Here is a 12,243-nt window from a genome sequence, read left to right as displayed (position 1 = left end):
GATCCTGAAATTCGGGCCGCACTGTTGCATGGCAGCCGCCGCGTTTCCAGCGTCAAGAACAGGGGCAAATCATTTTGCCAGCAGCCGGTCCGCGAGAGCGCGTGCGAATGGCGGCATGGTCAGCCCGTCGGCGTCGGAAGGTTTGGCAAGGACGATTGCCTCTTCCAGTTCCGGGCGTTCCTCGCGGGCGTTGTGCTCGTCGATCCTTGCCACGATATCGGCTGCCGAATAGGGAAATTCGAACAGGCGGGAGATCGAGATCCTGGGCCCGTCGAAGAGTGCGAAGGTCGAGTGCGTCAATGCTTCGCCCGCATCCAGCCCCGTCTCTTCGCCAAGCTCCCTGACGATTGAGCCGGCCACGTCCACTTCGCCGTCCTCGCGCAGGTCGTCCGGATCGAGGTTGCCTCCGGGCGGATAGACCTGGCCTGCCGTGGACGTATGGCCGGCCATCTTGCCGAACACCAGCTCTCCGCCGCGCGCGCGGATGACGGCGGAGCCGAAAAGGTTTCGAATATGAGGGTCGGGATAATTCCAGTCGCGCCAGGCCAGGAACGCCGCGTAGGAGGCTTCCACCATCGAGCCGCGAAACACGCCGCCGTCAATCTCGAAGCTTGCAAGCTTCATCACGCGGCCGTTCCACAAATGCGGATTTCCAGCCGTCAGCTTCTGCCAATGCGCATCGATCTTTTCCGCGTTTTCGGCTTCGAAACGCCATGCCGCGCCCGTCAGGCGGACCGCGAGTTGTCTGACAGGCACAAGCTCGATCAACAAGGATGCTTTCGGGATGCGTCGAGATTACCCAAGGCTCATGCCGTCATGGGATAGCGGCGCGCGATAGCCGGCGCAAGCACCTGCAGCCTGTCGTAGGGCCTTCCGTCGATCAGCACGCGCTTGGTGCAGGTGAAGCCGGCCTTTTCCATCACATGGCGTGACGGTTCGTTTCCGGCGAGCACGAAGGCGATGAGATGCGTGTAATAGGTGTTCTCGAAAAACCAGTCGATCAACTTCGGGGCGAGCTCGGACGCGTATCCCTGTCCCCAGTGCTTCGTGCCGAGGCAGATCGAGAGGGCGATTTCGGAGGTCTGTTCGAATACGAGGAAGCCGGCGCGGCCGACGAATTCGCCGTCGAGCGTTTCCACTTTCCACTGGCCGAAGCCGAAGCGCTCCTGCTTATGAATGAAATTGTCGAGCCGTTCGGCCGCTTCCGCGTCCGACTGTATCTCGTCGCCCGGCACCAGGTGCCGGTTTACTTCCGGGTCGGAGTGAAGGGCTTTCAACAGAGGGAGATCCGACATCGAGAAACCGAGAACGCGCAACCTTTCCGTCTCGAAAATTGTCGGAGTTTCCATTTATTCCTCCTTTGGCTCGCGGTGGAGCCTTTCCCCAAATCGTCCCGCTCGGCTACGGCCGTTATTCGGCCTTGTTAGGGTTCTGGTTATCTATTTTCGCAGCTTGGCACGCGATTCGCAGCCTTATACCGCTCACGGGCGCGTGATGCATCGTTAGTTAGACTAAAGTCTAATCGTGAGTAAATGGTGACGCAATTCCGTTTCGTCCAATTTTTTCCGCGCAATCCATATATCAACGCTGCGGCATTTCTGTGAACGCGAGCACGGCAAATTATCACGCCTTCGTGAGTTCGCGTGATAGTCCTTTAATATCAATATCCAGCGGGTCCACGCGTCGCCAGTCCTTCAATTGGCCGCGCAGAAACGTTTCCTGCCGTTTCGCGTAGCGTCTGGTCTCGGTTTTCGCACGCTCTGTCGCCTCCTCCAGGGAAATCTCGCCTGAATCGGCACTTGCCAGTTCGCGCAGTCCGATTGCCTTCATCGCCGGCAGCGAAGCGTCAAGGCCGCGCGCGGTGAGCGTCACGGCCTCCTCCACCGCGCCCTGCTGGACCATTTCCGCAAAGCGCCGGTTGATACGCTCGTGCAGCCAGGCGCGGTCGGGCGCAAGCACGATGCGAATGGCGGATTCCGGCGCAACGAGCGGCGCCGTCCTGGCTTTTTGCCATTCGGCAAGAGAACGGCCGGTCGCATCGATCACCTCAAGCGCGCGTACGATGCGCTGCGTGTCGGCGGGCTCCAGGCGTTCGGCCATCTCCGGATCGCGCTCGGCCAGCAGCTGGTGGAGTTGCTCGCGGCCGAGATTTTGCGCCTCGCCGCGCCAGTGCGCGCGTATCGCCTCGTCGATCGGAGGGATTTCCGACAAGCCCTCGGTGAGCGCCTTGAAATAAAGCCCCGTACCGCCGACGAAGATCGGCAGCCTGCCCATGGCGGCGACATCCGCGATTGCCGATTGCGCATCGGCCAGCCACTGCGCCACCGAATAGGCGCGCCCGGCATCCACATGTCCGTAGAGCAGGTGCGGCGCGCGCTTTTCCTCGTCCACGGTCGGCCGTGCGGTCAGCACCCGCAGGTCCTTGTAGACCTGCATTGAATCGGCGTTGACGATGGCGCCATTCAGCGTTTCGGCAAGTTTCAATGCCAGGCCGGACTTGCCGCTTGCCGTCGGCCCCGCTATCAGGAGCGAAGAAAAATTCACCCTCACGCCTTTCCGAAATCCATCGCGAGTACCCGCCAGCATGCCATTGATCGCCACTCTCGTTTCCGAACCGAACGCGAAGGCAATCGACGACCAGCTCATTGCGCGGCTCGGAAAACACTTCTCCATAGCCGGTGAAGCGCGTGTGCTCAATGAGCGTATCGCCGTCGATCTTGCGCTGGTGGACGGCACGCCGCCCCACGAGACGACGGCGAACATGCGCGAGGCCGTGAAGGAGCGCCCGATCGACGTTTTCGCGCAGACGGGTGCTGCACGGCGCAAGCGTCTTCTCATTGCCGACATGGATTCCACCATGATCGGCCAGGAATGCATCGACGAACTCGCCGCCGAGCTTGGCCTGAAGGACCGCATCGCGGCCATCACCGAACGCGCCATGCGCGGCGAGATCGAATTCGAGCCCGCCCTTCGCGAGCGCGTGGCCCTGCTCGCCGGGCTCGAAGCCTCGGTGATCGCAAGCGTCATCGAAAACCGCATCACGCTGACGCCCGGCGCGCGCACGCTCGTTGCCACCATGCGCGCGAACGGAGCCTATTGCGCACTCGTCTCCGGCGGCTTCACCGCCTTCACGACACATATCGCGGCTGAGATCGGCTTTGACGAGAACCGCGCCAACACGCTTCTGACGGACGACGGCAGACTGACCGGCAAGGTCGCCGAGCCGATCCTCGGGCGTGATGCCAAGCGGGCACGCCTGCAGGAGCTTGCAGGCGAAAAGGGCCTGGATCTGGACGAGACCCTTGCCGTCGGCGACGGGGCGAACGATCTTGCCATGATCGAGCTTGCCGGCCTCGGCGTTGCCTATCACGCCAAGCCCAGGGTCGCCGAACAGGCGGATGCGCGCATCGACTTTGGCGACCTGACGGCCCTGCTCTATCTTCAGGGCTATTCCGTCGGTGAATTTGCGGCGCGGGATTAGGGTCCAGACCCTGAGGCTCGAGAAGGCTTCATTTTCGAAAGCGCTGCGACTGGCAATATCCGCCCCGAACGTCCGCTTTCGGCTGCCCTTGGCCTGGCTTTCGGAACCGTGCGGCAAGCCGGATCTATTAATTTAACGTGCTGAATTTAATTCGCTTCGAGTTCGATCGGAATTACTTCTATATTATTTCAATTTTTCCATCAATACGGCAAATCGAAAGACCTCAGCCAACGAGATTGGATGGGAATAGTTTTTCTATTTCGCATCAAACTATATCTCTTCAGTTTTTCCTGTCTCGCAACCGAGCCTTCCCGAGTATAAATTGAAACACTTATGTTTGCAGGAGTATTCAGCGGTGTGTAACAAGTCTGCCCAGTCAACCGACAAAGCCGGTTCTTCAGATCAAGCTGATCCGGGGCGTCGGGAGTTTCTCGCGCGCGCTGGCCGTTTCGCGGCCTTCACGCCTCCGGCGGTAACGCTCCTGCTTCATACGACCATGAACTCTCCGGCCATCGCCGGGTCCGGCGGCAAGCCGGGTTGGGGCTATGGCGACAAGAACCACGAGCATTCAGGCCCCCCTGGCCTGTCCAAATGAGAATAAACGGCTCTGGCGGAACCATCCTGAACAGGCAGGTTTCATGCCGGTCCATCATCAAGCCGGACCAGCAGCCGGCGCGAAGCCTCCGCGGCATCGCCATGATCGGCGACGAGGCAATCGGCATCCTTGAGCAAGGCGCATAACGCTGCAAATCCTTCGCGCGAAAGCCGGTGGTCCGTGTTCACCGCTTCGCTTAACAGCGTCGTAAGCGCGTCGGCCCTGGTGCAGGGTGCGATTGTGCAAGGGTGGCCGGGCGTAAAGCGCGGGAAGACGATCGCCCCAATCCTGGCCGCACCCGCCGACCAGCGGCGCGGACGCAGGTATTTCACCATCTTGCCGTCCGGGCGCAGAAATTCCCGTTCGGTGGACAGTCCCCCAGACAGCGGATCCAGCACGCCGGCACCGCCCGTTTTCACCGCGAAGGCGAAGGCCAATCCGCCAACGGCGAGCCGCGCGGGTTCGATCAGCACCACGTCGTCGGAGATAACAGGAAGCCCTTTGGCGTGGAGGGCGGCGGCAAGCGTCGTCTTGCCCCGGCCCGAGCCTCCGGCAATCAGGATGGCCGCTCCATCAAGTTCGAGCGCGGCGGCGTGAAGCGCGAATCCGCCGACCGTCTCCGCCAGAATGATGCGCAGCACCTGTTCCTTCAGATGGACGGCAACCGCACTCGCGTCCTCAAGCCCCCTTTCCGTTCTGCCCGGATGGTCGATCCTGTATCCGGCACCATCCCTCAGCACGGAGATCGCGATGGCACCCCTGCCGGACGCGCCGGTTCGCATATGACCGGCCACCGCCTCCCAGGCGGAAAAAGTCTCGGCATCCGGAAAACTCACGGAAAAAGTCAGCCCGCCAATCAGGTAGGCCTTGCCGGCGGAAACCTTCCGCCTTGGGGCCATGCGGCCGACGGGTCCCGCCGGCGCGTCCGCCCGCTCGCCTTCCCCGCCATTCAGCAGTCCCCGCGCCCTCCACTCGTCGAAACAGGCGGCGATGAAGGCTTCCGCCTCGCCAATGCCGCGCCCGAGCGCATCGGCAAGGTCCCGCGCGATTTCCTCTCGTGCGCGGCCCGCAGCAAGCGCTTCCCAGAGCGCACCGGAAAGCGGATCGAGACGGGAAATCGCCTGAGCCGCCTCGTCGAAGACAAGGCAATCCTCGCCAAGCCTGCAGTACCGCACGCCATTTGCAGGCAGGAAGCCGTTTTCCGGGGCTGGTGCCATCCTGCGGAGCGAGTCGTTCGTCATTGCGGTTTCATCCCGCGCGCTCCTCTCCAGACCGCAAGCAGCGTTGAAATCGCGCGGGCATCCATTCGGCGAAACGAGGAATTGCATTCGATCGCCAGTTGACGGCGATGGAAAAGGCGCGCGAGAGCGCCCGCCTTGCGCCCGCTGACCGGCACACCCGCGAAGCGCTCCAGATTGAGGAAGAACACGTCGCGGGCGAGCGCCAGCATCGGCGATGAAAGCCGGTGGCGAACCCTCTCCCAATCCACCGTCCTGCCCATGGAAAGGATCTCGCGGCAATCAAGAAGCCTGCGAAGATCGACAATCCCGGTGAACAGGCGGCGATCACGGATCATGTCGTGGGCGACAAGCTGCACGATCCATTCCTCGGAAGTGGGGACGACGAACCGCAATTTCCCCTGCCCGACCGTGCGGCGCGCGTCCGGCGCATCTTTCGCAAACAGGGCCTGCGGCCCGGGAGGGCGGCTGTGCAGGTCGAGCGCGCCCGCGTCTTGCGGGCGGGAGAACTTTCCCAGCGCATGGGGACCGGAAGAATCCTCAATCGCCGCATAGCCAAGCTGCCCGATTTGCGACAGCGCCGCGTCCCTGTCCGCTTCCGGCACCACCAGATCGATGTCGCTCATCATCCGGCTTCCCAGGCGCTCATCGTCAAGCAGCATCAGGAGAGCCGTTCCCTTGATAAGAAGCGGCTCGATCCCGGCCGCGTTCATCGCCTCGATGCTTTGTGCGGCTTGCGCTCGCAGGCGGCGGTTGCGTTCCTCGTTCCGTTCGTGGAGAAATGCCAGATAAGCGCGCACCTCCTGCGGAACGTCTTGGAGAAGCCCGCTCTCCCGCAGCGAAGCGAAAAGCGCGGGCGCGACAAGGTGGCGGTTCGCCGTCTTGATGACATCGTCCCACGCATCTTCCGGCGGCAGGGTGCCGTTGAAGGCGGAGATCAGCGTTTCAAATGCGCAGGCCGCGCTCGCCGGCATTACGCATCCCTCCTCCCACTCCGGCATGAAAGGGCGCGCCAGCGTGCGCCGGGTGACAGGCAATCGGCGGCGGCACAGGCACGAGCCCCAAGGCGCTATCTTGCCGCAAGGGCGCTTTCCGCCAAAGCAGAATATTGCCGTAACGTTACTGAAAATTATGAATGTTTCCGCTTGTGGCCGTTCGGGTTTCGGCCTTGCGGGGTGCCGCAAGGCACGCCGATATTTGCGCTGGCGGCGATCCCGGTAAAATCGCCTATGGCCGCCTTTCGATGACAACCTCGCCGGAGCGCGGGTCCGTGACGCCAAGGTCGCCGCCGAGGTCATCCAGCATGTGCCGCACTCTGTCGAGCGATTCAACCATCGCCGGCCGCGCGGCAACAAGGGCGTCCATGCTTTCCCATTCGCCAACGAACATGAACTCCCGCTCGCCCGTCTTCACCAGGCGCATGAAGCGCAAGCCCTCGAAACCGTCGAGTTCCCTTTCCCGGTGGATCTTGAGGAACTCCTCCTCGCACCCGGGCTTCACCACTGCGCGGACGATGTTCATCGCGGTCATGATTTTCTCCCGTGCCGTAGTCGAAATCTGCCGTTACGGAATGAGGGTAGCACAGCTGTGAGGGCTTGGGTGGGATGGCGGGAGTGGGGCGGAGTAGCCGTTAGCGGAATACGATTTGAACGATAGCTCCGAGCCCGCCACAGATGAATTTCGCCGCCCGATTGCCTCGCGCTTGCCGGGCCGAAGGTTCAATCGTACGTAGCCCGCGCATGCGGAATCCGGATCGGCTTGGCTGCATCGGGGGCCAACTGGGTCCTGGAATTGAGCGGAATAAACAGGATCAACGCGGGAACGTCCGAGCCAGATTGTACCTTCAGGATCGGCGCCGCGTACGATCACGTGACCTGGGGTCTGGACCCATAAAGGAAAAGCAACCACTTTTCTTGGCAAGACGCGCTCGGATCGCTCGTATGCATAACCTGTGCTACAATATGATGAACCGGGGAGGTCGTTCATGAAACCTTTCACGGCTACTATTGTATTCTCAGCACTTCTTTTTTCGCTAGCATTTGGCGAAGCCACGGCGGCGTCTGAAAGTATCCTCGACCGCGTGCGAGAGCGTGGCTACGTAAAATGCGCGATCGGCAACCGTCTTGTCGGCGATACGCGTATTGGCGAAACCGGATATGAGGGATTTTTCCCCGAATTCTGCCGGGTTGTGGCACTTGCGCTCTTTGGCGACCGCAATGCGGTTGAAATGTCGCCGACGCTGATCCGTTACGGATTGCAGAGCGTCTCCGAAGGGGAAGTCGATATCTACGTGTCGAATGTCACATGGACCTTCTCCCGGGACATGTCCTTGAAGCTGACGCCCGCCGCTGTGCTTTACTATGACGGGCAAGGCTTCATGTCGCACCGGGGCACGGTTCAAGGTGCTCTTACGGAGCTTTCCGACGCGACCGTTTGCGTATCCCGAGCCACCACGACGATAGGCAATCTTGAGGATTATATTGCACTTCATGGCCTTTCCTGGCGCATTGAAGCATTCGAATCTTCGCAAGGCCGTAACGACGCATTTTTCTCGCGGCGATGCGACCTGCTCACCACGGATCGGTTTGCGCTGGCGACTATGCGGTCCGCAGCGATGGACGACCCCTACAATTATGTCTTGCACGACGAGATCATCTCGAAGGAGCCGCTCGTCGCCTATGTCAGCGCAATGGATATGATGTGGGGGAATGTCGTTCGCTGGGCGATCTTCGCCACCATCCTTGCCGAGGAAAAGGGCATCACGAGCAAGAACTATCGCGATCACCTGGAAAGTCGCGACCCGGTCGCACGCCGGCTCCTCGGAGTTGATGAGAGCCCCGGCAGCAAAGCCGTAGGCCTGTCGCCGTACTGGGCCCGCAATGTCATCTCGGGTGCGGGGAACTACGGCGAGATTTTCGATCGTTATCTCGGCGAAGGCAGCGAAATGAAGATGAAACGCGGGGCCAACCGGCTCTGGAAGGATGGCGGCTTGTTGTACACCCCGCCCTTCCGTTAGCGGGCCCCTGCTGTGGCGCCCCCCGACATCGTGGAAACAAGGGTGCGACGGCGCATCTCGACCCTGTTATTCGCCATTTTTGCCTGCATCGCGGGTCTCGTGTTGATGGGACTGATCGTGATGACCGTCCGCCTGTTCGAAATACGGTCGGAACTTTCGCAGTTGCGCGATAACGCTCTCCCTCGATTGGTAAAACTTGCCCAGCTTTCCCAGGAGGCCTCTGCGACCAGTTCAATCGCACCGGCGCTTAGCAGCAACCCCTCGCGAAGTGAATTCGACACATTACTTTCTCGCATCAATGACAAGGAGAACTCGCAGAGAACACTGATCGAGGAACTCGACGGACTGTATGGGGATGAGGGCCCCTCAAACACCCTTCGGAAAAATGGAAATCTCCTGACTGCCAATCTGGCAGCCCTGACTGATGTTGTGCGTGAACAGATCGCGATCAGCGAACGGCTCGAGGATCACGAAATCTTCCTGCGCGGGCTGCTTGAGGTCCTGTCAGATGGTAAAGGCACGGGCGCGCAGCGGGAAGGGATAGCGCCCGATGGTGATGCGATCTTTTTGGCGCGCGTGGGGGAAGTCGGGAGCAGGGCCATCCTTAAAACCCTGAATTTGCTCCTCGATCCTAACCGCGCCCGTCTATCGCATAACCAGGACGAGATCGACTCGGATGTTCAAGTCCTGATCGAGACACTTGCGGCCGGCGACAACTCGTTGTCAAAAAATGTCGACGAGCGGGTCGTCACCGCTCGGAGATTCGTCGAGTTCTGGTCCGGGCAGAAGGACAAAGTCTATTCCGATAAAGCATCGGCACTGGCGAACGAATTCAGGATCAAGGCTCTCGCTGAAGAGAATTCGCTTGTCGCCAACCGGCTGCTCAGCAGCGCCAGCAATACGTTCTGGCGCGCAAGTAATGAACTTGAGGCGCAAGTCGCGCGGGTAAACGACACCACGCGGCTCACCCTCGCCTCGATTTTTGTTGTGGCGCTTGCGTTCGGTATCGGAAACTTTTTCATCTGGTATGTCCTGAAGCGCCGCGTATTCGGCAGATTGGACCGAATTCGCGATGCCCTGCGTACATTCGCAGAAACCCGAGACCGGACATTCGCAGACTCGATCCCGGATGAAATCGGAGAAATCTCAACCTCGCTGATGCATTACATGGCGGTGATAGACGATCGCGAGACCAAGCTCGCCGAAAAATCAGGCGCACTCGAACAACTCTCTAAGCAACTCGCCAAATATCTTTCGCCTCAGGTCTATGATTCGATTTTTTCCGGCAAGCAGGAAGTGAAGGTTGCAAGCAGCCGCAAAAAACTGACGATCTTTTTCTCGGATATCGCCCGCTTCACCGAAACAGCCGACCGACTTGAGTCGGAGGAACTGACACAACTGCTCAACCAATACCTGACCGAGATGTCCCGCATCGCTCTCGATCACGGAGCCACGATCGACAAATATGTGGGCGATGCGATCCTGATCTTTTTCGGCGACCCCGAGACTTCGGGCGTAAAGAACGATGCACTAGCCTGCGCCATGATGGCGATCGCCATGCGTCGCCGAATGCGGGAACTTCAGGACGTATGGCGCGAAGCCGGCATTGAAAAGCCGCTGAAAGTGCGAATGGGCATCCACACGGGCTACTGCACCGTGGGCAATTTCGGCAGCGAAGACCGTATGGATTACACCATTGTCGGCAGTGCCGTGAATATCGCCGCCCGGCTCGAAGAAATGGCGGAACCGGGCGAAATCCTGATCTCTTTCGAAACCTTCGCGCATGTCAGCGAAGCGATCTTCTGTGAGGAGCGAGGCATGGCGGAAGTGAGAGGCGTGGCTTATCCGGTGGCGACCTACCGGGTTGTCAACAGCTACGAGAATCTCGGCCGCGAACGCCGGCGTATTCAAGAAAATCATGCACATCTTCGCCTTGAACTGGATGTCGAGGCCATGAATGCAGATGATCGACGCCGGGCGGAGAGAAGTCTGAAGGGGGCATTGGAAAGCCTCCTGTCTCATAACAATTCGCCCAAACAAAAAAGGACGCTGAGTTCGAAGGCACCTGAAACCGTCCGTGCGGTGCGGAAAAAGCGCAATCAGTGACTGACTTGAACCACTTTTCGCCGAAGGGATATTCCAATCGCCAAGAAATCGGCGCAGAACCGATATCTCGGCAATATCCTTGCCGCACAACCATCAGCCCAAACAAAAAACGCCGCTCCCGGTCCGGAAGCGGCGTTTTCGTTAGCCCGAAAGTTTCAGACGTTTACTCTTCCACCCGCACCGGTACGAAGCGCAGTTCGCCGCGTCCGTTGGCGAGGAGCAGCAGGGCCGACTTGCGGTCGTACTGCTTCAACCGGTCGACCTGCTTGACCACGTCGGCGGGAGAGGAGACGGGCTCCTGCGCCACTTCCACGATCACGTCGCCGGCCTGCACCCGCTTTTCCTCCGCCGAGGAGCCGGGCTCGACCTTGGCCACGAGCACGCCCTTCACGTCCTCGTTGATGTTGTGCTCCTTGCGAAGCTCGTCGGTCAGTTCCGAAAGTTCCATGCCAAGCACGGTGTCCCTTTCGGGTTCGGCCTGCTTCTTCTCGCCTTCGGTGCCCACCGCCTCGTCGAGGTTGGCTTCCTCGAGGCGGCCAAGCTCCACCATGACGGTCACTTCCGTGCCCTTGCGCAGGACGATAACCTCGACCTGCTTGCCGATGGTCGTATCGGCGACCATGCGCGGCAGGTCGCGCATTTCGGGCACGCTGCGTCCGTCGAAGCGCAGGATCACGTCGCCCGGCTCCAGCCCGGCGGCCGCAGCCGGCCCGCCTTCCGTGACGCCGGCGACAAGCGCGCCCTCGGCGGATTTCATGCCGAGGCTTTCGGCGATCTCGTCCGTCACCTCCTGGATGCGCACGCCAAGCCAGCCGCGCCGCGTTTCGCCGAATTGGCGAAGCTGGTCGATGACCCGCATCGCCGTTTGCGAGGGGATGGCGAAGCCGATGCCGATCGATCCGCCAGACGGCGAGATGATCGCGGTGTTGATGCCGATGACCTCGCCGTCCTGGTTGAACAGCGGCCCGCCGGAATTGCCCCGGTTAATCGAGGCGTCGGTCTGGATGTAGTTGTCGTAGGGCCCGGAGTTGATGTCGCGGTTACGCGCCGAGACGATGCCCGTCGTCACCGTGCCGCCGAGGCCGAAGGGGTTGCCGATCGCCATCACCCAGTCGCCGACGCGCAGGACTTCGGAATCGCCGAAGCTTACGTCCGGCAGCGGCGTGTCAGGCTCCACCTTCAGCACCGCGAGATCGGTCTTGGAGTCGGAACCGAGCACTTCGGCGGGCAGCTTCGAGCCGTCGTTGAAGTTGACGGTAACCTCGTCGGCGCCCTCGATCACGTGGTTGTTCGTGACGATGATGCCCTTCGTTCCGTCGATGACGAAGCCGGAACCGAGCGACTGTACGCGGCGCGGCTGGTCTCCGTTCTGGTTTTCGCGGTTGAAGAATTCGTCGAAGAATTCCTGGAAGGGGGAGCCTTCCGGCACCTGCGGCAGGGGCACCGAGCGGCGCGCGGTCACCGTCTGAGCCGTGGAAATGTTCACCACCGCGTCGAGAAGCCGTTCGGCGAGGTCCGGCACGCTGTCGGGCCCGTGCGCAAGCGCTGGTGCCGGCGGCACGACGGCAAGGCCCGCGGCGATCACGCACGCGGCCACAGCCGCTGTGAACCGCTGCAGGAAGGATGCCGCCGGAAACGAGTTGGCCATGGGCCGTTCTCCTTCGAAAACCGCGGGGCGCAGCCTCGCGCCGCGCCCGCTTGATTGTTTTTTACCACGCCGGCGACGCCCGGCGGATATTTTCATCATGATCGCCCAATTCGGACGTGGCCGAAACGGAACTTAGCGGCAAATCCGTCCTTATCACCA

General features: G+C 60.9%; 10 protein-coding genes. 3 read left to right on the top strand and 7 right to left on the bottom strand.

Annotated features, from left to right (window positions below; all coding sequences use genetic code 11):
* Window positions 1-69 precede the first annotated feature (69 nt).
* The 3 genes from GR183_RS01495 to miaA form a co-directional block, all read right to left on the bottom strand.
* Entirely contained in the window at window positions 70-771 is a 702-nt protein-coding gene (locus tag GR183_RS01495) for an NUDIX domain-containing protein (RefSeq protein WP_160773810.1), read from the bottom strand.
* A gap of 35 nt (window positions 772-806) precedes the next feature.
* Entirely contained in the window at window positions 807-1,349 is a 543-nt protein-coding gene (locus GR183_RS01490; RefSeq protein WP_160773809.1) for a GNAT family N-acetyltransferase, read from the bottom strand.
* Between the two features lie 274 nt (window positions 1,350-1,623).
* Complete coding sequence (gene miaA / locus GR183_RS01485) at window positions 1,624-2,601, bottom strand: tRNA (adenosine(37)-N6)-dimethylallyltransferase MiaA (protein ID WP_312846757.1); 978 nt, start codon at window positions 2,599-2,601, stop codon at window positions 1,624-1,626.
* Here miaA and serB point away from each other — a divergent pair.
* Entirely contained in the window at window positions 2,585-3,481 is an 897-nt protein-coding gene (gene serB, locus GR183_RS01480) for a phosphoserine phosphatase SerB (protein WP_160773808.1), read from the top strand. The genes miaA and serB overlap by 17 nt on opposite strands.
* Before the next feature lie 636 nt (window positions 3,482-4,117).
* Here serB and GR183_RS01475 read toward each other — a convergent pair.
* The 3 genes from GR183_RS01475 to GR183_RS01465 all read right to left on the bottom strand — a co-directional run bounded on the left by GR183_RS01475 (window position 4,118) and on the right by GR183_RS01465 (window position 6,844).
* The gene (locus GR183_RS01475) at window positions 4,118-5,317 is read right to left on the bottom strand and encodes a phosphoenolpyruvate carboxykinase (ATP) (protein WP_160773807.1); all 1,200 of its coding nucleotides are present in this window, start codon (window positions 5,315-5,317) and stop codon (window positions 4,118-4,120) included.
* Window positions 5,314-6,288: a nucleotidyltransferase family protein gene (locus GR183_RS01470; RefSeq protein ID WP_160773806.1), complete on the bottom strand. Its 975-nt coding sequence runs from the start codon at window positions 6,286-6,288 to the stop codon at window positions 5,314-5,316. Before GR183_RS01470 ends, GR183_RS01475 begins: the two co-directional genes overlap by 4 nt.
* Before the next feature lie 253 nt (window positions 6,289-6,541).
* A complete protein-coding gene (locus tag GR183_RS01465) occupies window positions 6,542-6,844 on the bottom strand; it encodes a putative quinol monooxygenase (RefSeq protein ID WP_160773805.1) in 303 nt (100 codons plus the stop codon).
* Between the two features lie 454 nt (window positions 6,845-7,298).
* Between GR183_RS01465 and GR183_RS01460 the strand changes: the two genes are divergently transcribed.
* Together GR183_RS01460 and GR183_RS21740 are read left to right on the top strand one after the other, a co-directional pair.
* Entirely contained in the window at window positions 7,299-8,330 is a 1,032-nt protein-coding gene (locus tag GR183_RS01460; RefSeq protein WP_160773804.1) for a type 2 periplasmic-binding domain-containing protein, read from the top strand.
* A 42-nt stretch (window positions 8,331-8,372) separates the two neighbouring features.
* Complete coding sequence (locus tag GR183_RS21740) at window positions 8,373-10,436, top strand: adenylate/guanylate cyclase domain-containing protein (RefSeq protein ID WP_312846756.1); 2,064 nt, start codon at window positions 8,373-8,375, stop codon at window positions 10,434-10,436.
* Window positions 10,437-10,599: 163 nt separating this feature from the next.
* Here GR183_RS21740 and GR183_RS01450 read toward each other — a convergent pair whose 3' ends face one another.
* Window positions 10,600-12,084, bottom strand: a complete 1,485-nt coding sequence (locus GR183_RS01450; RefSeq protein WP_160773803.1) for a DegQ family serine endoprotease — start codon at window positions 12,082-12,084, stop codon at window positions 10,600-10,602.
* Window positions 12,085-12,243: the final 159 nt, after the last annotated feature.

This window comes from Stappia sediminis, assembly GCF_009826895.1.
GTDB classification, from domain to species: Bacteria; Pseudomonadota; Alphaproteobacteria; order Rhizobiales; family Stappiaceae; genus Hongsoonwoonella; species Hongsoonwoonella sediminis.
The sequence above is the reverse complement of the archived record's forward strand: the minus strand, read 5'-3'. Positions and strand labels throughout refer to the sequence as shown.

What these genes read in the sequence shown, in the direction of transcription:
- GR183_RS01490 (WP_160773809.1), bottom strand. Translation starts at nt 1,349, where the DNA reads ATGGAAACTCCGACAATTTTCGAGACGGAAAGGTTGCGCGTTCTCGGT.
- serB (WP_160773808.1), top strand. Translation starts at nt 2,585, where the DNA reads ATGCCATTGATCGCCACTCTCGTTTCCGAACCGAACGCGAAGGCAATC.
- GR183_RS01475 (WP_160773807.1), bottom strand. Translation starts at nt 5,317, where the DNA reads ATGACGAACGACTCGCTCCGCAGGATGGCACCAGCCCCGGAAAACGGC.
- GR183_RS01470 (WP_160773806.1), bottom strand. Translation starts at nt 6,288, where the DNA reads ATGCCGGCGAGCGCGGCCTGCGCATTTGAAACGCTGATCTCCGCCTTC.
- GR183_RS01465 (WP_160773805.1), bottom strand. Translation starts at nt 6,844, where the DNA reads ATGACCGCGATGAACATCGTCCGCGCAGTGGTGAAGCCCGGGTGCGAG.
- GR183_RS01460 (WP_160773804.1), top strand. Translation starts at nt 7,299, where the DNA reads ATGAAACCTTTCACGGCTACTATTGTATTCTCAGCACTTCTTTTTTCG.
- GR183_RS01450 (WP_160773803.1), bottom strand. Translation starts at nt 12,084, where the DNA reads ATGGCCAACTCGTTTCCGGCGGCATCCTTCCTGCAGCGGTTCACAGCG.